The sequence below is a fragment of the Rhodococcus opacus B4 genome (assembly GCF_000010805.1).
Classification (GTDB): domain Bacteria; phylum Actinomycetota; class Actinomycetes; order Mycobacteriales; family Mycobacteriaceae; genus Rhodococcus_F; species Rhodococcus_F opacus_C.
In genome coordinates this window covers 5,835,154-5,855,469 of the sequence record NC_012522.1, presented here as the reverse complement: position 1 = coordinate 5,855,469, position 20,316 = coordinate 5,835,154, and the positions used below count along the sequence as shown (strand labels likewise).

25 protein-coding genes and 2 pseudogenes are annotated in these 20,316 nt (G+C 65.1%); 15 read left to right on the top strand and 12 right to left on the bottom strand.

Annotated elements, in window-relative coordinates:
- Positions 1–146 precede the first annotated feature (146 nt).
- The 7 genes from ROP_RS26705 (at position 147) to ROP_RS26675 (ending at position 5,035) form a co-directional block, all read left to right on the top strand.
- The gene (locus tag ROP_RS26705) at positions 147–1,460 is read left to right on the top strand and encodes a cytochrome P450 (protein WP_015889131.1); all 1,314 of its coding nucleotides are present in this window, start codon (positions 147–149) and stop codon (positions 1,458–1,460) included.
- A 24-nt stretch (positions 1,461–1,484) separates the two neighbouring features.
- Positions 1,485–1,796 carry an EthD family reductase gene (locus tag ROP_RS26700; protein ID WP_015889130.1) on the top strand — a complete coding sequence of 104 codons (312 nt, stop codon included), beginning with the start codon at positions 1,485–1,487 and terminating at the stop codon, positions 1,794–1,796.
- Between the two features lie 82 nt (positions 1,797–1,878).
- Positions 1,879–2,202 (top strand): 2Fe-2S iron-sulfur cluster-binding protein, encoded by a 324-nt coding sequence (locus tag ROP_RS26695; protein WP_015889129.1) that lies wholly within the window; start codon positions 1,879–1,881, stop codon positions 2,200–2,202.
- Complete coding sequence (locus ROP_RS26690; RefSeq protein WP_015889128.1) at positions 2,199–3,479, top strand: NAD(P)/FAD-dependent oxidoreductase; 1,281 nt, start codon at positions 2,199–2,201, stop codon at positions 3,477–3,479. Before ROP_RS26695 ends, ROP_RS26690 begins: the two co-directional genes overlap by 4 nt.
- Positions 3,476–4,108 carry an MBL fold metallo-hydrolase gene (locus ROP_RS26685; protein WP_015889127.1) on the top strand — a complete coding sequence of 211 codons (633 nt, stop codon included), beginning with the start codon at positions 3,476–3,478 and terminating at the stop codon, positions 4,106–4,108. Before ROP_RS26690 ends, ROP_RS26685 begins: the two co-directional genes overlap by 4 nt.
- A 107-nt stretch (positions 4,109–4,215) precedes the next feature.
- Positions 4,216–4,443 carry a DUF3263 domain-containing protein gene (locus ROP_RS42750; RefSeq protein ID WP_015889126.1) on the top strand — a complete coding sequence of 76 codons (228 nt, stop codon included), beginning with the start codon at positions 4,216–4,218 and terminating at the stop codon, positions 4,441–4,443.
- Between the two features lie 10 nt (positions 4,444–4,453).
- Entirely contained in the window at positions 4,454–5,035 is a 582-nt protein-coding gene (locus ROP_RS26675; RefSeq protein WP_080512525.1) for a MarR family winged helix-turn-helix transcriptional regulator, read from the top strand.
- An 800-nt stretch (positions 5,036–5,835) separates the two neighbouring features.
- On the opposite strand, the gene ROP_RS26665 is transcribed toward ROP_RS26675, so the two are convergent.
- The 3 genes and pseudogenes from ROP_RS26665 to ROP_RS44330 form a co-directional block, all read right to left on the bottom strand.
- Positions 5,836–6,525, bottom strand: coding sequence for a GntR family transcriptional regulator (locus ROP_RS26665; protein ID WP_015889123.1), 690 nt, complete (start codon positions 6,523–6,525; stop codon positions 5,836–5,838).
- 634 nt (positions 6,526–7,159) lie between these two features.
- Positions 7,160–7,726: a GTP cyclohydrolase I FolE gene (gene folE, locus ROP_RS26660; RefSeq protein ID WP_080512524.1), complete on the bottom strand. Its 567-nt coding sequence runs from the start codon at positions 7,724–7,726 to the stop codon at positions 7,160–7,162.
- 52 nt (positions 7,727–7,778) lie between these two features.
- A pseudogene (locus ROP_RS44330) lies at positions 7,779–8,417 on the bottom strand (ISL3 family transposase); the annotation flags it as partial.
- A gap of 155 nt (positions 8,418–8,572) precedes the next feature.
- Between ROP_RS44330 and ROP_RS26650 the strand changes: the two are divergent.
- On the top strand, positions 8,573–9,154 hold the full coding sequence (locus ROP_RS26650; protein WP_043825362.1) for a hypothetical protein: 582 nt from the start codon (positions 8,573–8,575) through the stop codon (positions 9,152–9,154).
- A gap of 222 nt (positions 9,155–9,376) precedes the next feature.
- Here the strand turns inward: ROP_RS26650 and ROP_RS26645 are convergent, their stop codons facing one another.
- The 4 genes from ROP_RS26645 to ROP_RS26625 form a co-directional block, all read right to left on the bottom strand.
- On the bottom strand, positions 9,377–10,795 hold the full coding sequence (locus tag ROP_RS26645) for a hypothetical protein (RefSeq protein ID WP_231868988.1): 1,419 nt from the start codon (positions 10,793–10,795) through the stop codon (positions 9,377–9,379).
- Between the two features lie 342 nt (positions 10,796–11,137).
- Entirely contained in the window at positions 11,138–11,761 is a 624-nt protein-coding gene (locus tag ROP_RS41465) for a hemerythrin domain-containing protein (RefSeq protein WP_197535762.1), read from the bottom strand.
- A 149-nt stretch (positions 11,762–11,910) separates the two neighbouring features.
- A complete protein-coding gene (locus ROP_RS26630; protein ID WP_148222513.1) occupies positions 11,911–12,282 on the bottom strand; it encodes a hypothetical protein in 372 nt (123 codons plus the stop codon).
- A 4-nt stretch (positions 12,283–12,286) separates the two neighbouring features.
- Positions 12,287–12,595: a hypothetical protein gene (locus ROP_RS26625; RefSeq protein ID WP_015889114.1), complete on the bottom strand. Its 309-nt coding sequence runs from the start codon at positions 12,593–12,595 to the stop codon at positions 12,287–12,289.
- Positions 12,596–12,702: 107 nt separating this feature from the next.
- Here ROP_RS26625 and ROP_RS26620 point away from each other — a divergent pair, with 107 nt between their 5' ends.
- A complete protein-coding gene (locus ROP_RS26620) occupies positions 12,703–13,317 on the top strand; it encodes an NAD-dependent epimerase/dehydratase family protein (protein WP_231868987.1) in 615 nt (204 codons plus the stop codon).
- A gap of 397 nt (positions 13,318–13,714) precedes the next feature.
- Here ROP_RS26620 and ROP_RS26615 read toward each other — a convergent pair whose 3' ends face one another.
- The 3 genes from ROP_RS26615 to ROP_RS26605 form a co-directional block, all read right to left on the bottom strand.
- A complete protein-coding gene (locus ROP_RS26615; RefSeq protein WP_015889111.1) occupies positions 13,715–14,611 on the bottom strand; it encodes a Rieske 2Fe-2S domain-containing protein in 897 nt (298 codons plus the stop codon).
- A gap of 72 nt (positions 14,612–14,683) precedes the next feature.
- Positions 14,684–15,532, bottom strand: coding sequence for an SDR family oxidoreductase (locus tag ROP_RS26610; RefSeq protein WP_015889110.1), 849 nt, complete (start codon positions 15,530–15,532; stop codon positions 14,684–14,686).
- 273 nt (positions 15,533–15,805) lie between these two features.
- Positions 15,806–16,186 carry a hypothetical protein gene (locus ROP_RS26605; RefSeq protein WP_050785130.1) on the bottom strand — a complete coding sequence of 127 codons (381 nt, stop codon included), beginning with the start codon at positions 16,184–16,186 and terminating at the stop codon, positions 15,806–15,808.
- Between the two features lie 159 nt (positions 16,187–16,345).
- On the opposite strand from ROP_RS26605, the gene ROP_RS26600 reads away from it, so the two are divergent.
- Positions 16,346–17,272 carry a membrane protein gene (locus ROP_RS26600; RefSeq protein ID WP_015889108.1) on the top strand — a complete coding sequence of 309 codons (927 nt, stop codon included), beginning with the start codon at positions 16,346–16,348 and terminating at the stop codon, positions 17,270–17,272.
- A gap of 71 nt (positions 17,273–17,343) precedes the next feature.
- Positions 17,344–17,529: a hypothetical protein gene (locus ROP_RS26595; RefSeq protein WP_015889107.1), complete on the top strand. Its 186-nt coding sequence runs from the start codon at positions 17,344–17,346 to the stop codon at positions 17,527–17,529.
- A gap of 131 nt (positions 17,530–17,660) precedes the next feature.
- Here ROP_RS26595 and ROP_RS43575 read toward each other — a convergent pair whose 3' ends face one another.
- A complete protein-coding gene (locus ROP_RS43575) occupies positions 17,661–17,831 on the bottom strand; it encodes a hypothetical protein (RefSeq protein WP_167315967.1) in 171 nt (56 codons plus the stop codon).
- A gap of 359 nt (positions 17,832–18,190) precedes the next feature.
- Here ROP_RS43575 and ROP_RS26590 point away from each other — a divergent pair, with 359 nt between their 5' ends.
- The 3 genes from ROP_RS26590 to ROP_RS26580 all read left to right on the top strand — a co-directional run bounded on the left by ROP_RS26590 (position 18,191) and on the right by ROP_RS26580 (position 19,324).
- Positions 18,191–18,406 carry a hypothetical protein gene (locus ROP_RS26590; RefSeq protein WP_231868986.1) on the top strand — a complete coding sequence of 72 codons (216 nt, stop codon included), beginning with the start codon at positions 18,191–18,193 and terminating at the stop codon, positions 18,404–18,406.
- 43 nt (positions 18,407–18,449) lie between these two features.
- Positions 18,450–18,689: a hypothetical protein gene (locus ROP_RS44325; protein WP_015889105.1), complete on the top strand. Its 240-nt coding sequence runs from the start codon at positions 18,450–18,452 to the stop codon at positions 18,687–18,689.
- A 149-nt stretch (positions 18,690–18,838) separates the two neighbouring features.
- Positions 18,839–19,324, top strand: coding sequence for a hypothetical protein (locus tag ROP_RS26580; protein WP_015889104.1), 486 nt, complete (start codon positions 18,839–18,841; stop codon positions 19,322–19,324).
- A gap of 100 nt (positions 19,325–19,424) precedes the next feature.
- On the opposite strand, the pseudogene ROP_RS26575 reads toward ROP_RS26580, so the two are convergent.
- Positions 19,425–19,814, bottom strand: a pseudogene (locus ROP_RS26575) (amidohydrolase); the annotation flags it as partial.
- Between ROP_RS26575 and ROP_RS26570 the strand changes: the two are divergent.
- Positions 19,806–20,291, top strand: coding sequence for an Lrp/AsnC family transcriptional regulator (locus ROP_RS26570; RefSeq protein WP_015889102.1), 486 nt, complete (start codon positions 19,806–19,808; stop codon positions 20,289–20,291). The pseudogene ROP_RS26575 and the gene ROP_RS26570 overlap by 9 nt on opposite strands.
- Positions 20,292–20,316 lie beyond the last annotated feature (25 nt).

The following is a 20,316-nucleotide window of genomic DNA, read 5'->3' as shown; positions in this document are numbered from 1 at the left end:
TCTGGTCTCACTAAATCGAGAACGATTCAGTTATTGCGCCAATTGGCTATATTGCTGCGCTCACAGGATAGCGCGTCATGTGACCTGAATCATACGCTCATCAGGAATCACTCAACAGCTCCTATATCCAAATTTGGAGGAGACGAATGACCGTCGATCACGCGCCGGAAGGCGTGAAAAGCCCGACCGGATGCCCCGTCTCAGGTATGGCGGCAGGCTTCGATCCGTTCCAGGGCGCCTACCAGGTCGATCCATCCTCGTCGCTGCGGGGAGCCCGCAAAGAAGAGCCGGTGTTCTACAGTCCACTGCTCGACTACTGGGTGGTCACCCGCTACGAGGACATCAAGCAGATCTTCAAGACACCGTCGGTGTTCTCCCCGTCGATCACTCTCGACCAGATCACCCCGATCAGTGACGAGGCGCTGCAGATCCTCGGCAGCTATCAGTTCGCTCCCGGCCCGACCATCGTGAACGAGGACGAGCCGATCCACACCGAACGTCGCCGACTGCTGCTGCAGCCGTTCGAAGCCGAAAACGTCGCCACCCTCGAACCGAAGATCCGCGAGGTCGTCAACACCTACCTGGACCGGGTCATCAAGGATGGTCGGGCCGACCTGATCGGCGATCTGCTCTACGAAGTCCCCTGCATCGTCGCGCTCATTTTCCTCGGCGTGCCCGACGAGGACATCGAGACCTGCCGCCACTTCGGGATGCAGCAGACCCTGTTCACCTGGGGACACCCCACCGGAGACGAACAGACTCGAGTCGCTACCGGGATGGGGAAGTTCTGGGAATTCGCCGGTGGCCTGGTCGACAAACTCAAGGCCGACCCGAACGCGAAGGGGTGGATCCCCCACGCGATCGAGATGCAGCGGCAGCACCCCGACCTCTTCGACGACAACTACCTGCAGAACATCATGATGAGTGGTGTGGTGGCCGCGCACGAAACCACCACCAACGCCACCGGTAACGCGTTCCGCACCCTGCTCGAGAACCGCAGCTCCTGGGAAGAGATCTGCGCCGACCCCACGCTGATCCCCAAGGCCATCGAGGAATGCCTCCGCTACAGCGGATCCGTCGTCGCCTGGCGCCGCAAGGCCGTGGTTGACACCACTGTCGGCGGAGTCGACATCCCGGCCGGCGGTCGACTGCTGATCGTCATGGCGTCGGCGAACCGCGACGACTCGATGTTCCCCGAGCCCGACGACTTCGACATACACCGCGGAAACGCCCGGCGCCACTTGACATTCGGAATCGGCAGCCACACGTGCCTGGGCGCGACGCTGGCGCGGTTGGAGATGAAGGTCTTCCTCGAAGAGGTCTCGCGACGCCTGCCGCACATGTCACTCGTCGCTGGACAGGAATTCTCCTACCTTCCCAACACCTCGTTCCGGGGACCCGAGCACGTGTTGGTCGAGTGGGATCCCCAGCAGAATCCTGTGCCCGCCGACCGCCCCTGACCGACCCAACGAAACGAGGACACCATGTACCGCGTCACCATCGTCTACAACCAGCCCGCCGACCCGGCCGCCTTCGACGAGCACTACAGCTCCAAGCATTTGCCTCTGGTGCAGCAGATCCCGAGCGTCAAGCGGTTCGCCGCAGGCAAGTGTGAATCTCTCGACGGCAATCCCCCCTCGGCGTATGCGCTCGCGCAGCTGTACTTCGAGAGCAAGGAAGAGGCCGGGCAAGCATTCGCCTCCACTGAGGGTCAGAATGCCGCCGCCGACGTCGCGAACTTCGCCTCCGGCGGAGTGACGATGCTGTTCAGCGACGAAGAGACCGTTCTGCCGTGAGTCGGCGGTGGGGTGCCGGCGCGACTGCCGGCACCCCACCTGAGTTCGTCATTACTGCACTATCCGTGAAAGAGAGATAGACGTGCCTACCGTCACCTACGTTCACCCTGATGGAACCAAGCATGAGGTCGAGGTTCCTACCGGCAAAAGGGTCATGCAGGCCGCCATCGGCGCCGGAATCGACGGCATCGTCGCCGAATGCGGCGGCCAGGCCATGTGCGCGACGTGTCACGTCTACGTGGAAAGCCCCTGGGCGGACAAGTTTCCCTCGATCTCCGAGGAAGAAGACGAAATGCTCGACGACACCGTCAGCCCCCGCACCGAGGCAAGTCGTCTGTCCTGCCAGCTCGTGGTCTCCGACGACGTCGACGGCTTGATCGTCCGGCTTCCGGAGGAGCAGGTATGAGTGTCGACCGCATCGTCATCATCGGTTCCGGACAGGCCGGATTCGAGGCCGCCGTCAGTCTGCGCAGTCACGGATTTGCGGGATCGATCACCCTGGTCGGTGACGAGCCGGGTGTGCCCTACCAGCGGCCACCGTTGTCGAAGGCATACCTGCACTGTGATCCGGACCGGGAATCCCTTGCGCTGCGTCCGGCCCAATACTTCGACGACCACCGGATCACGCTCGCGTGCGGCAAGCCCGTCGTCCGCATCGATCGGGATGCACAACTGGTGGAGCTGATCGATGCCACCGTCATCGAGTACGACCATTTGATCCTGGCGACCGGTGCCCGCAACCGGCTCCTGCCGGTCCCCGGTGCCGCCCTTCCCGGTGTGCACTACCTGCGTACCGCCGGCGAAGCAGAATCCCTCACCTCGAGCATGGCCTCGTGCTCGTCCCTGGTCGTGATCGGGGCCGGCTTCATCGGTCTCGAGGTCGCCGCAGCGGCCCGCAAGAAGGGGCTCGAGGTCACCGTCGTCGAGGCGATGGATCGGCCGATGGCCCGCGCACTGTCCTCGGCGATGTCCGACTACTTCACGAGCGCCCACACCGCCAACGGTGTGCACATGCGGCTGTCGACCGGCGTGAAGACGGTCATCGAAACCGACGGCCGAGCAGCGGGGGTCACCACCGCGTCCGGCGACGTCATACGCGCCGACGCCGTCGTCGTGGGTATCGGTGTCGTACCCAACATCGAACTCGCCGCCCTGGCGGGCCTGCCCGTCGACAACGGCATCGTCGTCGACGAGTACCTTCGCACACCCGACGAGAACATCTCGGCGATCGGTGATTGCGCCGCCTACCCGATCCCGGGAACAGCCAGTTTGGTGCGACTCGAATCCGTGCAGAATGCGGTCGATCAGGCCCGCTGCCTCGCCGCTCAACTCACCGGCACCAGCACCAACTACCTGAGTGTGCCGTGGTTCTGGTCCGAACAGTACGAATCGAAACTGCAGATGGCTGGGCTGACCGCGGGCGCGGACACCCACGTGGTTCGTGGTTCCGTCGACAGCGGGGCGTTCTCCATTTTCTGCTTCGTCGGCACCCGGTTGCTCGGAGTCGAGTCGGTCAACAAGCCCCGCGACCATATGGCTGCACGAAAGATCCTTGCCAGCGGTATGCCGCTCACCCCGGAACAGGCGGCCGACACGGAATTCGATCTCAAACCGGCGATCGCCCGGCACAAGGACGAGGTTGCTTCGGCCGAAGTCGGCGAGCGTCAGGTGGTGGCGTCATGAGCGGAAGGTTTCGGATCGAGCGGGTCGTCACCGAGGGAACCTTCGCCCTCGACGGCGGCGAATGGAACGTCGACAACAACATCTGGCTGATCGGTGACGACACCGACGTCGTGATCGTCGACGCCGCCCACGCCGCGCAGCCGATCATCGACGCGGTCGGAGACCGCCACGTCAACGCGGTGATCTGCACGCACGGCCACAACGACCACGTCACCGTCGCCCCCGAACTCGCCGAACGGTTGCACGCGCCGGTGCTGCTGCACCCCGGCGACGACGTGCTGTGGAAGATGAGTCACCCGGACGACAAGTACTGGAACCTCGAGGACGGGCAGCGGATCGCGATCGCCGGCACCGAGATCCAGGTGATCTCCACCCCGGGTCACTCGCCGGGCTCGGTGTGCCTCTACCTCCCCGAGGCCGGGGCACTGTTCTCCGGAGATACCCTCTTCTCGGGTGGCCCCGGCGCCACCGGCCGCTCGTACTCGGATTTCCCGACCATCATCGGGTCGATCCGCGACCGGCTGTTCGCCCTTCCCGAGGAAACGCTCGTCCACACCGGTCACGGTGACGGAACCACGATCGGCACCGAGGCCCCGCACCTCGCCGAATGGATCGCGCGAGGGCAGTGAGCAACCCGGATTTCCGTGCGTGCACCCGGCCTGCACGGGAACCTTTCCGTCAGCGGGTGCCGCCAGGTGCGACACACCATCCACCCTCTCGAGCAGGAGAAAAGGTTATGAACGCAGAAGAGCGAGCCATGCTCGAACTCGCCCGAATCTGGGCACCCTACGGAGGTGCGCGGCCGGGTGACATCCTCGTCGAGTTCGGCATAAGCCCAGCAATGTTCTACGCGAGGATAACCCGACTCCTGCGCACCATCGCGATACGGAACATGCCGCTCGCCGAGCGACATCTGATCCAGGAGAACGCGGCACGCTACTCGGTTAGTCCTGTCTCCATGTAGGAGTGGGGAGATGGGGACAGGTCACCACTCGTCGCGGTTGAACCGCCGCAACAACCCTGGGTTCGCACGCGACGGGCTCGAAGGGCGTTCAGTGGACGCGGAAGAGACACAACCGGTCAAGCATCAGTCAAATTCGGAACCCGGCAGCGGTGACGGACAGGACCTCGGTCCGAATCTCCTGTACGCGATCAAACAGTTGGAGCTGGCGATACGGTCACGGATGGACACGATCCTGCGCCCCGCAGGCATCACAGCGCTCCAGCACACCGCCCTGACGGTCTTGCGTCGCTGCGATGGCCTCTCGTCCGCCGAGCTGGCGCGCACTTCCTTTGTCACAGCTCAAACTATGGGAGAGATGATCATCGCGCTCGAGAGCCGCGGTCTGGTCAGTCGGCGGGTCGACCCGCACAACCGCCGGCAGATGCCGACGAGTGTCACCGCGACCGGAGTGGAACTGCTCGATTGCTATAACGCGGAAGTCTCCGCACTCGAGGAACAGATGGTCAGTCAGCTCACCCTCCGCAAGCGTGGAACCCTTCGTGAATACCTCCACTCTTGCCGTGCCGGACTGACCGGTACTGAAGCGCATTGATCGATGCACTGGGCATCCGCGGACAGCGGACTTCGATGACAACAACCCCGACCCGACCAACACCCGCTCCCTCGTCACCCTGTCTGGCCTCCGGTCGTCGTCTTGACTGATTGTCATCTTCGGTCCTTTCTGCGGCCTGTCATTTCTCGAGTTCGGGAACTTCGAGAATGGCGAAGGTCGGCAAGGAGTTTGTCTGCCTCGTTCTCGATCCTCTCGGGGATGTCTGCGACGCCTTCGAGGTCTGTGTGGGCGTCCCGGCGCGCCTGAATGCTGCGGTCGTTGTAGCCCTGGTCCAGCTCGATATCGAAGGTTTTCAGCCCCGCCGCACTGCGGGTCTGCGCGGCTTCGGGACGTCATCGTGCCGAGGCCGCGGATGAGCGGGAGCCTGCCCGGTCAGGTGGGCATGGGCGATGATCGCAAGGGACTGCGCGGACAACGCGGTCGGTAAAGGGGCGTGTGCCCCACCGGTCGATGGGGGTCAGCAGTGGCCGAGTGTCGTGGTGGGCCGAGTCGACAGCGCGCACCCTCATCACCGAACTGAGATCACTCCTCGGAACGAAACTCGTTGCATACCTTGCCGAAGCACCCGACACTTCCACCGTCCACGGATGGGTGGACGGCACCAGCACACTGCCAGACCACACCATCCTCAACCGACTCCAGGTCGCCCTCGACGCCGCACGACGAATCGGCATACGCGACAATGCCTTCGGAGCCAAGCTGCACAATTCCTCGCTGAACGTCCTTGCGCGTCGCTATGTGTCGTTGTGGTCCGGAACGAGGCCGGCCTATAGACTCGTTCAGTCGGCCGGAGAGGTGAACTTCAGCGGTAGTGTCCGCCGGGCCGCCGACAGGTGATGTCGCATCGCCGCCGCGGCCGCCTCCGGGTTGTGAGTGACGATCGCGGCGAGGATGGCCTCGTGCTCTTTGACGGAGTCGGTCCGCGGCTGCTCGCGGTCCGCCTCCTGGTATTGCTGCATGACGAGCGGGTACAGCAGGCTGTCGACGAACCTGGTGAGCGTCGTTTGCCGCGCCGCCCGCTTGACCTGTTCATGGAACTTGCGGTTGAGATTCGCGTACTCCTCGCGCCCACCCGGTACCTCCTGCCAGTCCCACATGCGCTTACAGGTTTCGGTCATCGCGGCGATGTCCGTATCGGTGGCGCGTTCGGCGGCCTTCGCCGCCAGCGCTGCCTCCAGCACCGCGCGGGTCTCCAGTATCTCGACCGCCTCGTCCACCGAGAACGAGGGGGTGCGAGCGCTGCGGTTCGCCTCGGCGGTGACGTATCCCTCCTGCGCGAGGCGCGCGAGCACCGAACGGATCGTCCCGCGCGAGATCTGGAGCTGCGTGGTGAGCTCCGATTCAGTGAGGCGTGAGTCCGGTTCGTAGTGACCGGAGAGGATCAAAGCGCGCAGATCGTGGTAAGCCTGCGATGTCCGGTTGGCACCCGAATCCGGGCTGTCGTTGCCCCGGCTCGTAGCTAGCACCATGGTGTGTCACCTCGAGGAGTCGTGGATCTGAGGGGCGACGCGTTACGCGTAGCCGGTCTCGTCTGGCTGCAGCGGGCCGGGAGTGTCGGACACGACGAAGTTGTCTGGCCACTGCTTCGCGCAGTTGAGAGCATCGTCGTGGTCGTACGCAGCGACCGGTGCTTCACCACATCGGGGAGCCGCTTGTTTGTAGCGCATACGCCGCGAGCTCGGTCCAGCTTGTCGATCAACTCCGGCGTGATTGAGCGTTGCGCGAGTGTGCCCGTCACGACGGCAGCATCAGCGTCCAGTTCGACCAACAGCGGGATAATCGTTAACCGGTCCGCGATTGTCGCGAAACCGGCGGCTGCACTCAAGCTCTCGTGCACACGGATTGCTCCGAGACTGACCGCTACCATCAGCGGAACAGCCACCACCGTCGCCATTTTCCACCGCAGTGGCCACCCTCGGACCTAACAACGGATATTCAGACAGCGAAGCTCGACCTGGTACGGACGGCGGCCTCGACGTTTCGGAACGACTGATTCCGCCGGTGTCGTCGAGGGTTCTACCTGCCATTCGTGATGACCCGCAATGATCGACGGTGGGTGTGTTCGCCGTCGATAAGACGGCACACCGCTGCGACGGGTCTCGATCAATTGCGTAGGATCAGGGCGAGTGCCTCCGATCGCGACGCGGCACTGGACTGCAGCGTTCCCCGCACTGCCGACGTGGTCGTACTCGCCCCCGGTTTGCGGATACCGCGCATCGCCATGCACAGGTGCTCGGCCTCGATCACGACAATGGCGCCTCGCGGGTTGAGTTTGCGCATGACGGCGTCGGCGACCTGGCTGGTGAGTCGTTCTTGCACCTGAGGGCGCTTCGCGTAGAGGTCGACAACGCGGGCGATTTTCGACAGTCCGGTGACCTTTCCGGTAGAGCCCGGGATGTAGCCGACGTGCGCGACTCCGTGGAACGACACCAGATGGTGCTCACACGTGGAGTACAACGGGATATCCCGCACGAGGACGAGTTCGCGATGGCCCTCGTCGAAGGTCGTGCCCAGGACTTCGGCCGGGTCGGTGTAAAGGCCGGCAAACACCTCGCGGTATGAGCGTGCGACTCGGGCCGGCGTGTCGATCAGTCCGGGGCGGTCGGGGTCCTCTCCGATGGCGAGCAACAGTTCGCGGACCGCTGCCTCGGCGCGGGGCTGGTCGAACATGTGGCCCGTCGCCAACGCAACGGGTTCAGGATTGGGATCACTCACTGCAATTCATCCGGGATCGGCGGGCCCAGCCGATCCACCGGTCCAACTCGATGATCGCGTCCTCGTGCCGCATCTCCGAACACCAACCGCAAAGATTCTTTGAGCAGGTATGCGCGGTGCAGGACGGGGTCCTCGAGTTCGATCAGCCGAAGCGTCACCGCCTGCTTGCCGGTCAAGTTCTGCGGGTTCTTCAGCAGCGCCCACCTGCTGTTCTTGACGACGGTGGCCCGCTCGCGGTACGGATCGGGAGCGGGCCGGCCCCGTCCCGTGGCCGACCACGTGTGCCGAACGTTTTGCGTGGCACAACTTTCGCACGAGCACGGTTCCAGGAACCTCTGCGGACCCTGTCGACCGCGGCGGTGGCCCAGGCCACCACATGAAACGGATCCGCGCACCGGATCGCGCCTGGGCAGCGTTCGGTGACGACCTTCGCGATCCAGGGCGCCGCATCGGCGGTGACATGGGTGATCTGCGCGCAGCGTTCGGGACCCAGCAGGTCGAAGAATCCACGCAGGGTATCGGCGCTGCGGCCCTCCGCCGCCCACACCAGCCGGCCCGAATCGTGATCGACGACCACCGTCAAGTACTTGTGGCCCTTCTTGTACGAGATCTCATCGATCCCGATCCGCCGCAGGCCCGCGAACCTCGATTAACTTCATCATCGCAGTCACGATCATTGGTGCAGCGATTGCATATCACAACCTCTCGACTCGGTACATGTACTCCTCATCTCGATCAGGCATCTTGTTCCCAGCACTGAGCCGAACGCATCCGCGCTACAAGACTCCGCACGTCGCGGTCATGGCCCAAGTGCTCATCACCCTTGCGTTTCTGCTGCCATTCGTCCTGACCGGGGCGAGCCCGATGACTGACCTGCTTCCGGCGATTGCCGGCCACAACGCATTGAACATGATCACCAAAATGGACTCCACCTCGGCAAGTACTATTGTCGCTACCTCTCAAGGCAAGCTCACCGGGTCGAAATACTCGACCATCTATGCGCCGCTTCTCGCTATCATCGGTTTCATCGCCACCGGCGTCCTGATTGTTTTGCACTACAAGGACATCACCGGAACTGACGCACTGTGGGTCAATGCAATGCCTCTGATGATCGTTACCTGTGCGCTCTATGGCGCGCTCAAGCAATGGCAGATCGATCGGGATGTCTTCGTCCAGCGCCCCTGCATCGTGCGCCTTGACTGCAACATCGAGACGCTCTGCGCCCACCAAAACGATCAGCATCGATCACCACCGTTCGCCAATTCTGCGGAACTGCCCTCAGCAAGCGGAATCAGATGTGATTGGAAGCCCCTCTCAGGTGTGATCACCGGTCAGTCAGTTCGTGGAGTTACCGAGGCCCGGATGTGCGCTCGCAATAGGTGAACACCTCTCCGTCCATCTCTTCACCAACGTTACTGCAGGTTGAGACGTTCGCCCGTAATAGGAAGCGGCCTACTTGCCTCCGACGACGCCACGAATATGCCGCGAGTCCTCGGGCGGCCGTCCGCCAACACGAGCGCGTGTTCCGGCTGCCCGCGGCGCGTCGTCCGGCTACCCACATGCGTCGTAAGCCTGCATCGTGGACCCTTCACACGATCGTCCGCATCACTCCCCTCGCTCGGTCGCGTCGGCTGCCTGTCTCCGCAGCATTTCGCGGTGGCCGTAGGTTGCCTGGAGAATCTCGCCGCGATCGGAGACGGTCGACCCTACTGCTCCTGCTACGGTCCCGAGCGAAGCTGCAAGCCACGCGAGCGACAGATAGTCGCCGACCGAGGATGGGCGACCGAGCTGGACTGCGAGGAAGTCCGGTGAGATGACGACCGCGGCCGAAACGAGGACGACAGCGAACAGCACGGCGTACATACACAGCACTCCGGTCACGACCGTGCCGAGAGTGGCAGCGTTGTACATCCACCGGTCGGTGGTTGAGGAGCGGAAGGATCGGTGTTCCCACAGACCGTGCGGGAAGATCAACCACACAGTGATTGCGGCAACTGCGGCGACACCGACCAACACCAGGCGTAGCGGAGTCATCGAGGCTGCCATCTGCCAGATACTGGCGTAAAAGACACCGAAGGCCGAGGCCGCGCTCGCGGCAGCCAACGCGCCCGACAGGGTAGGGACCAATCGCCACGGCCGGTTGCACCGGATCATGCCCGCCACCAGGCGCAGCCGGCCGAATATTCCGGGCGTCAACAACACTCGTTCCCGACGGTCGTGGGGGTCAGGGCCCGGCGCCCATCTCGACAGCGATCGCCGCAAACGTGGGCGTGAGGCCGTATCAGTGTCGAGCAAGTAGTGGACGACGGCAACCGCGGCCGCGACCGCGCGACGCCGAACCGCGATCGTTCCGAACGACGGAACATACAGTGCGCCGGTCGATCCGGCGTGAAGTTCGGCGACCACAGGCGTGGATCCGCGGCGTCGCGGCACCTCCGAAATGCAGAGCACGATGTCGTAGGTATTGGTCGATTGCACCGAGTCGAGCCACTGACCGAGCGGGGCTGACCCGGTAGCGGTAGGCGGCAATGTCACTGCGGCACGGTCTGTCTCGAGGCCTACCCGCTGTCCGCCGATGACAATGACCGGCGGCAGCGCTGCTTCTATCGCCGATGCGATCGTCGAAGCAAAACCGGAGTCCGCCACAACCCCGACGGTCACCTTGCGGTCACCGTCCGCGGATGCGCGGTCGTCGTCACGATTGCCGAATTCATTTCGAAACAACATGCATCTCTGTTTACCCAGGCCCGCCGTACACAACACCGAGCCGCTGGCAACTACCGTCTGCCCCGCTACGAGGACGTACCGGCCCGGGTGATGGAGATCATTGCCGAGGTCGTCCAGGCACGACCCGGTCCGGCCCCGCGCCGACCCGCCGGATGTTCCTACCGGCGAGTAGCACAGCACCCGCGAAACTGCTGGCAGACAGGCCGATTGGCGGAAACCTTCCCGATGAGGTACAACTTCTCCACCAGCGATGTGAAGCAGCTCACATCTTCTGTGACGGGGAAACACAGGCATCATCGTGTGCCCGCCCCTCGTCGTCCAGAACCTTCGACGAAAGCAGGACCAGTGAGAACAGCCTCGACCCTCCGGACTTCCCCAATGCCCCCACGCAGGGCAGCAGCCGTGGGTCGATGAGCACCGCGGAGATCAAGTCGAGGATCGAGGCCATGTTCGCCGATGATCGGCGCCCGGTCGTCCCGTCCGCCACCCGCTGACCACGCAGGGAGAACCATGAATGTGCTTGCGCTGTTGATGTTGTTGCTGACCGCTTTTGCCGCGGTTCTCGCGATGCATACTGACGAGCAATTCAATTCTCGCCGCTGACCTGCGGGCTGCGGGCTGCGGCCCGAGAGCTGCCCGTCACTCGCGCACCCCTCGGTGCCCGACCCCTCCACTCCGGTTTTCGATCACCTTGTCGGTGAACCCGCCGCACCGCTGTTCCCGCGGCCGGTGATCGCATCGCGCATCCGGTCCAGCAGGCCGGTGACGCGGCCGAGGATCTTGTCTCCCGGTGGGGAACCGGGGGCCGAGGGATACGGGCGGGTCGGGGCGAGCTTCTACCTTGCTCCCCAAGTCGACGAGTTCCTGAGGGCTGAAGTTGCGGCGCATGTCCGCAAACAGGTGCCCTTCCTGCTCGGCGACATGCGTGCGGATCTGCAGCATCAAGGCGGCAAGTTCGGTGTCGAACCCTGGTTCCCCCGGCACCAGCCGTTCGAGGCGTTTCATCGTTTCCTCCGCCTCGGCGTGTTCATCCCTCGCCTGTTGCGCCTCGGCCTCGCTGATCTTGCGCTGGACGGCCGGGTACACCTCGGATTCTTCGGCAACCGAGTGCTTGACCCACTCAATCGTGATCTGTTCCAACAAGTCCTGGCGGCGGGCCCGGTCATCGGAACCGGTCAGGCCTTCGAACTCGCTGAACATCCGTTCCACCTCGCGATGGTCTTGGGTCAGGACATCGATGACATCACGCTGCTGATCAGGCATAACATCCTCATCTTCTTCCTCTGCCTAGAACAGGGCTCCGAACCCGCACCGGTGGTGCCCAGTCAGTGGAGTACCCGCGATCGATTCCTCGTACCCTCCTCCCCGGTCGTATGAGGTGACAGGCCGCGGCTGGAGCGCGCCGTAATGCATCAGCCGACTCCTCCGTGCGGCCGTGCCGCGCCGAGGACCGAGCGCGCATCGCGTCCCGTACTCCTCCCCGGCGCGGCGCCTACACGATCTTCAGTCGAGCCGAACTGGTACAGAGCGATGGGTTCCGGGTACGCGGTGAGCAGGCAAACCCATCGAGGAGGCGTCGACATGCCACGGTCATCGATCAAGGACGAGAAGGTGTACGAGGAAGTCCGCAAAACCATCTCGACTTCGTCCACTTCATCGACGAAGTCACCGCAGTAGCCGACCGCGCGACCAACCTGGTTCCCGTCGACGACCATCCCTTCAGTGCGCGTGCCGTCGCGCGCGAGCACCGGCAACTGCTGACCTGGACCGGTGACCCACATCAAGGAGTCAGGGACTCCGTTTGCCCACGGTTGCGCTCGGCACAGTCGCTCCCCGCGGAATCAGTTGAAACGCCAAGCTCTCAGGATCGGCGGGACACCGGAAACACAGGCGATGTTCGTCGAACCAGGCGAACCACTCCGTCCATGAGATGTGCTCGAAATAGTGGCCCGACCGGGCACCGACGAAATCGACGAGCAGAATCTCCTCAGTCCTCGTCGATGTCATGTCCGGTGTCCGGGCGGGTGCACCGTGGTGGAGCTGGATCCACCCGCGGATCTCGTCGTGGTCGATGGTGTCGCGCACCTGCATAGCCATCTGCGTGCCTCCGCCTTTCGGTCCCCGGCCCGGCTCGACGGTGAAGGCCTCTGCGTATATGCCCCCGCCGACAGTGGTCGAGTGCCCTCCGCGGGGCGGATGCCGTGGTGCATCTCGCCTGGCTGTTCCAACCCACACACAGACCGGATATCACCTGGAATAACAACGTGATGGGCGCAATCCACCTTTTCGAGACGGTGGCGGACGAACGGGTTCCCGCGTTGGTGTACGCGTCTTCCGTTGCCGCCTACTCGCCGGAACCGACCAATCTCGAGGTGACAGAGGACTGGCCCACACACGGCTGGCCTGGCGCGGCCTATCCGCTGGAGAAGGCGTACCTCGAGCGATTACTGGATGGGTACGAGCAGCGCCATCCCGACGTTCGGGTGGTGCGCATGCGGCCGGGCTTCATTCTCAAACGTGAGTCGGCGACGGCCCAGCGTCGCCTGTTCATCGGGCCCCTGCTTCCCGGTCGACTCGCTCGCGGCACAGTGATTCCGGCCGTACCCGTCGTTGAAGGGCTCCGGGCACAGATCCTTCACTCCAGCGACGCGGCAGAGGCCTACGTCCAAGCGGTCCTGAGGCCGGTGCGGGGCGCATTCAACCACGCGGCAGCACCCCCCGTCGACGGGCATTTTCTTGCCGAACTTCTCGGCGCCCGGCACATCCCCGTTCCACGCGCAATGCTTCGCGGCGCTCTGGGCAGCGTGGCACGCGCATGAGGTACCGGCCTCTCCGGGCCTGCTCGACACGGTTCTGCGTCTGCCGCTGATGGACAGCAGGCGGGCCCGGACCGAGCTCGGATGGGAACCGCGATATCCACCCCGGGACACGCTCGCGGAATTTTTCCACGGACTGCGCGACGGCACGGGAATGCCGACGGCTCCACTGGCTGAAGACTCCGTCGGCGGGCGGTTACGGGAACTCGCCACCGGTCTCGGACAACGTCCGTGAGCAGGCGGTGTTCGGGGTCGGAGTCGGAGGCGACACGGTTCGGCGAGTAGACCACATCGGACAGATCACACTACGGCACGCAAAGGCGATTCGACTCTGGACGAGAGGAGCGGCGACGGGGTGTAACTGCGGACGGCGGTGATGGGTTCCGCGGGCGTGACGCGGTCAACCATTGCCGCTGGCAACCGGGTTGGTGCGGAGCGTGCGCTGCTCGTCCGGTTGCCGGACCTGAATTCTCCCGTCGCGCACCCGGACTTCATACACTTGTTGTGGCCGGGTCGCGGGCCCTCGCACCACCCGGCCGTCCGCGACACCGAAACGACTGTTGTGCCAGGGACATTCGATGCACCCTTCGCGGAGGGCACCGTCGCCGAGTGGGGCGCCGCGATGCGTGCATCGGTTGCTCAGCGCGACGACGGCGTCTGCGCCGTTCACGAGCAGCACCGACACGGTACCGACCAGCACGGCGACCATATCCCTGCCGGCCAACGCCGTTTCCGGGGCGGCGTCCGTCCATTCCGACGGCAGGGTGGAGAACGCAGTGGTGTCGACTCCGACCCCTGCTGCGTAGGTCAGGTGGCCGCCGAGCCAGCCGCTGACTCCGAGCAGTCCCGCCCCTGCAGCCGAGAAGCCGAGGCCGAGGCGGTGCCGGCCGCGACGCCGAGCCGCCCACGACGCGAGATACGAGGCGATGGCCGCGTAGTTCGAGGCCGCGTGGACTGCGCCGATCCTGCGCTCGGCACCGAGTGTGTCGGCCCAGTCCGACGCGCCCGTCAGCGTTGCCGGCACGGCGGCGAGAGCGCCCAGTCCGACGAGTGTCGTCGCTGCGGGCCGTGCGCTCCTACCTCCGAGCACGTCGAGGAATCCGGCGCTGACCCACGCACCGATGGGAACCGTCACCAGGAGTGGATGCAGAGGGTGCCCCAGATCGGTGCCGGACAACACATCCTTGACCCGGCCCGCCGGAAGCCATCGGTTGATGACGTCCACGACTGCGCCGGCGGGTCGATCCACGGCGCGCGCGTTTTCGAGCCGACGCACACTCCCCTCGAGCACATTCACGTCCACACCTCCTGATACCCCTCGAGCCGAAACAGACTCTCGCGCAACGAATAGCGACGGTACTTCGTGCCGTCACCCCGGCAGGGTTTCCCCACCCAGAGGTGCGAGCACCTCCCCGGAGTAGTAGGACGACAACAGACCGGACGCGAAGAAGACATAGGACGGCGCGATCTCGTCGGGCTGCGCCGCCCGCCCGTAGGGGGCCTGCTTCCCGAACTCCGCTACCTTCTCCTCGTCCATGGTCGCCGGGATCAATGGTGTCCAGACCGGTCCGGGTGCAACACAATTGACCCGAATCCCACGGTCGAGCAGCGCCTGCGCCAGCGAGTACGTCAACGCCGTCACCGCGCCCTTGGTCGCGGCATAGTCGATCAGCGACTTGTTTCCTCGCAACCCGTTGACCGAGCCCGTGTTGATGATTGCCGAGCCCCGTCCGAGATGCGGTACGGCCGCCTTCGTCACGTGGAAGTAGCTGTCGATGTTCACCGAGAACGTTCGTCGCCACTGTTCGTCGGACAGTTCGAGAAAATCGTCGACCGGTTCCTGACAGGCCACGTTGTTGACGACGATGTCGAGGCCGCCCAACTCCGAAACCGTGCGAGCAACCACGTCACGGCAGTGCCCGGGATCGGCGAGATCGCCGGCGAAGGCGGGGCAGTGTCGCCGCTCATTTTCGACCAATTCAGCGGTGTGCGCCGCGTCGTCATCCTCCGCGAGGTAGGCAAGGGCCACGTCGGCGCCCTCTTTCGCGAACGCCACTGCCACCGCGCGGCCGATCCCCGAGTCTCCGCCCGTGATCAATGCCCGCTTGCCCTTCAGCAATTCGTTGCCCCGGTACGCGCTCATCTCGTCCCGCGGTTCTTCAGCCATGTCCGCGGTGCGCCCGGGGTAGTCGATGGTGTGTGGGGTGTGTTCGCTCATGCACCTCTCCGATCAGGTGAACAGTCGCGTGTCGAGTACCCGACCCGCGAGTGGGCAAATCGGTCCGCACCCTGGACGCGCAACTACGTTGCGCCACGTCCGCTGGCACACGTGGCCCAGTCAGGTCGCGCTGCTGCTCGCAGGCACCATCGGATCGGCGAATCCCTGGTCCGCCGGACCAACGGCCTGGATCGTACCGGGATGGCACCCGCCGTCTCCGCACGTCGAAACTTGCGCACGTGACCGACGGAGGTTGCGGAGCCGCGGACACCACTATCGGGAGTGACGTCCGCTGTAGGCGCACAGCATTCCCCATGCCGCGGCCACTCCGGCGACTTTGATCTTGGTCGCGCGATCGGGTAACGCAAACCCGAAGACCGCGGCGTCACCGAGGTCGGATAAAACCCGGACCCCGACAGCGCCGCGCAGAGCCGCTCCGCGAGGCGCCAGAGCGAGGAGGAGTCCACTCGCCGCATCCCGGACCCCCACCGCCCGGATGACCGTCGCGACCTCGGCTGGGACGCCGTCGTCGGCACGGGTGAGTTTGCAGGGCTTGGCAAGAAGTCGGGGCGAGATGATGATCGCGGTGCTGTAGGCGGCGGTCGAGACGCCCAATACCCGCGGAAGGGCGCGCGCGGCGGAAGTCGAAGGCATAGCGCCCGTGTACCCCGATCTCGTCGGCGGACACACCACATTCCGAAGACGAAAGTCACAAGACGAACGATTTGCCCCTCGAGCGCGTTTGCCCAGCACGCCGCCAGGGGACGCTTCGGGAAGGCCACCTGCATCTTCGGATAGACGAGGAACCGATCGATGAACGCATTCACCACCGGTCTCGCCGCCGGCGCCGCCGGCACCACCATGCTCAACACTGTCACCTACCTCGATATGGCAATCCGGGGCCGCCCCGCGAGCACCGTTCCGGACAAGACCGTCGAATCCGTCGCAACTGCCCTCGGCGTTGCGATTCCCGGGCGCGGCGACGCACTCGCGGCGCGCCGGTCCGCATTCGGGGCGCTCGGCGGGATCGCCGTCGGCACCGCGATCGGCGTCGCCGCCTCCCTCGTCCGCAGGGCCGGCGCGCACCTGACTCCAACCGCGGGGACGCTCGGTGTCGGTCTCGCCGCGATGGCGGTCACCGGCATTCCGATCACTGTGCGCGGCATCAGCGACCCGCGAGCGTGGACCACCCAGGACTGGATCGGCGATCTGGTGCCGCATCTGGTCTACGGCGCCACCGTCACCGCCGTCCTCCGGCAACGAGACGCGGCCGCGGAGCACCGCAGCACGCCGTCGGCGGAACGGTCCGGCACCGTTCGATCAGTCGTGATCGGTGTGGCGAGCGGGCTGCGAAGTTCCACCGGCATCGCGGCAGTACTGCTGTCCCGTACCCCGGCGACGGCACATCGGACCCGGCTGATCGGCGCGGTGGCGGCCGTCGGCGGCGAACTGGTCGCCGACAAGAACCCGAACGTCCCGTCACGGCTCTCCCCTCCCGCACTCGGCGGGCGCCTCGCCGCAGGCGGCGCGGGCGCCGCCGCGCTGGCCCGCCGCGATCGGACGGACACGGCGTCGGCTCTGATCGTCGGAGTCGTCGGTGCCCTCGCCGGCTCATACGGCGGCGCGTGGTGGCGGCAGTGGGCCGGCCGCCGGGTTCCGGACTGGCAGGCCGCGCTTGCCGAGGATGCGATCGCCCTCGCCATGTCGGCTGTCGCACTTCGCAGCCCAGCAGCACCCTAGGACCGCGATCCACCGGACGGGGCCGGCGCGTCTCTCGGTTGACTTTGCCCGTTCGTGGGCATTCGAACGGCATGGCTACCTATCGAGTGCTCGACCCCACCGGCACCGTCGTCGAGACCAAGGACATCGAGAGCGCGCAAGATGCACATGCGTGGTTCGTCGACGTCCGTGCCGACAACAGCGAACTGGGCTGGCGGATGGAAGTGCAGCACACCGACGGCTGGTCGTTCTTCGACGATACCGAGGGCGCCCGCTAACCCGCAGGTAGGCACGTGCGCACATCCCTGCCACGTGCTCTCGACGCCGGCTGCCGCGGTGTTCGTAACCATTGCCGAATCCGGAATCATCTCGGACCCGGAAGAATCGAGAAGAGGAACGGGCAGTCGCCTCAACCGACCAACGGGTGGTAACTGGCGAGGGCGAGGAGCGACCGCACATACCCCGCCTCCGCGACGGCCGTCACCTCGTCCACATAGGCCAGGACCGCCGGATCGGCGATCTCGACATCGATACCCATCTGCTCCGCCACCCAACGCCGGAGCGCACTGTGGGAGCTCATAGTCGATCACCACCCCTCCACAAGGGAGTACCCAAGCGCCCTGATCCCACCCACCTCACCCACCCGAAACGGTGCTGCGTTCGCACCGGTCTCCGCCGCGTCGGAGTCAAGTGCCCCGCGCCGGGCCCGTCGACGAAAAACTGTTAGCACTCTCATACCTAGAGTGCTAAATTCTCCGTAGTCGACGACACACAGCCGCGAGAACGCCTCGCACCGTATGCACACCCGCCGACCCGACACATGCCCAGAGGAGGAACATGACCACCGCCGCCCCCTGCGAACCACACGCCGACGGGTGTTCCTTCAGGCATCCACGTCGGCGCCACCGAGGCGGTTCACGGCTGCCTACCGTGTCGATCATGCTGGGGGCGTTGTCGGTCGCATCGTTCTGGGTGTCCGGGCTCGGCTTCGTCCTCGGCTTGTGCGCGGTCGTGTGCGGCGCCGTCGCCACCGCCCGGACCGCGGTCGCCGACGATGAGGCCGCCTCCCTGCGGGCGTTGCTGGGGATCGTCGCCGGAGTCGCCGGAATCATGGTCTCCGCGATCGCCCTCTTCCCCATACTCGAGTACTTGTGAACCGAGCACCCGCCCAGCCTCCGGGGAAGGACCGCCGCCGCCCGTGACCACCGTCCCCGAACCATGCCACGCCGCCGCGCCTACCCGATCCGATGCCTGCCACGACGACGGCCCGGACGACGAGGTGCTCCTCGAACGCCGGGAAGCGGGCATCGCCGTACCTGTCGGCCTGGCAGTGCTGAGCACCCTGGTGTGCGCCGCGGTCCTCGGCTCCTCGCCGCTTGCCCTGCTGATGCTCGTCGCGGTTGCCGGAGTCGCCGGCCTGACCGCCGCCGCCCTCTGAGGGGGACGGTTCGGGCACCGGATTCGCGGTGCGCGATCGGCACCCCGACAGAGAACACCCGCGCGCCCTACGACATGAATACCGTTTGGTTGGATCAACTCTCAGGAAACTCACAGCCACCATCGGTCCGCCGAGTGCGACGATGAAGCATGCGCCGCCACCGTTGGCCGGCCCTCGTGCCGCCCACCTCCGGAGGGATCGCCGTGCACGCGGCGAAGCAGATCGTGGCCGAGAAGGACCTCACACTCGAACTGTCCGCGGTGACCGCATTCCCCTCCGGCCTGCTACTGCAATTCACACTGCTGGTCACCGGAATCCGCGCCGACTTCGCCCGCCACGAAACCCGACCCCTGACCGACCCGAGCGACGCGTCGGCGCAGTGGTCCTACCTGGCCGTCCGGATCGTCGCCGACACCCTCGACGGCACCGCGGACCCGCACCACCCGATCCAAGACCTCACGGATTCGGAGCCCTACCGCACCACGCCGCAGTACTGGATCGACTCCTACCCGCGCACGGGAACCATGACCGTCACCACCAGCTGGACCCAGATCGGCCTGCACCCCGCCACGTTTCTCCTCACCCTCGGGCCCAGCCCCTTCCCCACCACCGCCGGAACCGACGCCCGCAGATGATCGGCACCGACGACCTGCACGGTGGCGACCGGCCGGTCCGAGAGGTGGACTGATCAACCGGCGACCTGCCTGGCGCCGGTGATCAGTCAACGTCCCTTTTCTATCGGTTGTGACCACCGAGCCAATCCAGCGCCGCCACCACCAATGCCTGGGTGCCGGTGTCGCACGTGGGTTGGATCACGGGCGCGAAGTTGGGGGCGTGCGGTGCCGGGATGTCTTGCGCGATGCGTCCGGCGTCAGCAGCTTTGCGGTATGTGTCCGGGTCGATGCAACCGATGCCCCAATATGTGTACGGAGTACCGAAGGCGTTGGGGATGTCGCTGAAGTCTTCGCTCGCGGGCACCGGATTGAGCGATTGCGCTCTGTCACCGAAGAAGCTGGTGAAGGCATCCGCCACCCGCGATGTGGTGGCCTCGTCATTGTCCGTGAGGGGGAACTGATCGAACAGGATGAACTCGGGGTCTCGCGGGCAGGCTGATGCGTGGCAATCTCATCCCGGATCGCCACTCTGGAGGAGCAGCTCGCCTACGATGGCCGTTTCACTGCTGCGGAATTGGCGGAACGGCTGAGCCGCCCGCCGTCGACAATTCGTCGCCAGCTCACCACCGTGCTGGCGTCACGACACCTGGCCATCCGCTGCGAAGTCGCGCAATTGCACACTCGGTGGCCGATCACAGTGACGTGGTGGTGCCGCCTTCCCGGTGTACAACTGCAGGAGACGATCGCGCAGTTACGCAATGACGGCAGCGTCCGGATGTGCATGTCGCTCACCGGTCCGTCGAACTTCGCGGTCCAGGCGTGGGTCAGCGACATGGCTGATCTGATGGCCACTCAGGCGCGACTGGAGCGGATACTCCATCCGGGCGAGATCGCCGACAGCTCGGTGACACTTCGCACCCGCAAGAGAAATGGATGGCTCCTGCATCCAGACGGCCGATCCCGTGGCGAGCACACCCGACTCACGTAGATACTCGGACCGCCGTCGCTGGTTG

Coding starts and splice junctions, on each gene's coding strand:
- folE (WP_080512524.1), bottom strand. CDS start 7,726: ATGTTCGACCAGCCCCGCGCCGAGGCAGCGGTCCGCGAACTGTTGCTC.
- ROP_RS26580 (WP_015889104.1), top strand. CDS start 18,839: ATGCGCCGCCACCGTTGGCCGGCCCTCGTGCCGCCCACCTCCGGAGGG.
- ROP_RS26650 (WP_043825362.1), top strand. CDS start 8,573: ATGGCCCAAGTGCTCATCACCCTTGCGTTTCTGCTGCCATTCGTCCTG.
- ROP_RS26665 (WP_015889123.1), bottom strand. CDS start 6,525: ATGGTGCTAGCTACGAGCCGGGGCAACGACAGCCCGGATTCGGGTGCC.
- ROP_RS26690 (WP_015889128.1), top strand. CDS start 2,199: ATGAGTGTCGACCGCATCGTCATCATCGGTTCCGGACAGGCCGGATTC.
- ROP_RS41465 (WP_197535762.1), bottom strand. CDS start 11,761: ATGCCTGATCAGCAGCGTGATGTCATCGATGTCCTGACCCAAGACCAT.
- ROP_RS26610 (WP_015889110.1), bottom strand. CDS start 15,532: ATGAGCGAACACACCCCACACACCATCGACTACCCCGGGCGCACCGCG.
- ROP_RS26675 (WP_080512525.1), top strand. CDS start 4,454: ATGGGGACAGGTCACCACTCGTCGCGGTTGAACCGCCGCAACAACCCT.
- ROP_RS26595 (WP_015889107.1), top strand. CDS start 17,344: ATGGCTACCTATCGAGTGCTCGACCCCACCGGCACCGTCGTCGAGACC.
- ROP_RS43575 (WP_167315967.1), bottom strand. CDS start 17,831: ATGAGCTCCCACAGTGCGCTCCGGCGTTGGGTGGCGGAGCAGATGGGT.
- ROP_RS42750 (WP_015889126.1), top strand. CDS start 4,216: ATGAACGCAGAAGAGCGAGCCATGCTCGAACTCGCCCGAATCTGGGCA.
- ROP_RS26605 (WP_050785130.1), bottom strand. CDS start 16,186: ATGCCTTCGACTTCCGCCGCGCGCGCCCTTCCGCGGGTATTGGGCGTC.
- ROP_RS26700 (WP_015889130.1), top strand. CDS start 1,485: ATGTACCGCGTCACCATCGTCTACAACCAGCCCGCCGACCCGGCCGCC.
- ROP_RS26705 (WP_015889131.1), top strand. CDS start 147: ATGACCGTCGATCACGCGCCGGAAGGCGTGAAAAGCCCGACCGGATGC.
- ROP_RS26645 (WP_231868988.1), bottom strand. CDS start 10,795: ATGATGCCTGTGTTTCCCCGTCACAGAAGATGTGAGCTGCTTCACATC.
- ROP_RS26600 (WP_015889108.1), top strand. CDS start 16,346: ATGAACGCATTCACCACCGGTCTCGCCGCCGGCGCCGCCGGCACCACC.
- ROP_RS26625 (WP_015889114.1), bottom strand. CDS start 12,595: ATGGCTATGCAGGTGCGCGACACCATCGACCACGACGAGATCCGCGGG.
- ROP_RS26685 (WP_015889127.1), top strand. CDS start 3,476: ATGAGCGGAAGGTTTCGGATCGAGCGGGTCGTCACCGAGGGAACCTTC.
- ROP_RS26590 (WP_231868986.1), top strand. CDS start 18,191: ATGCTGGGGGCGTTGTCGGTCGCATCGTTCTGGGTGTCCGGGCTCGGC.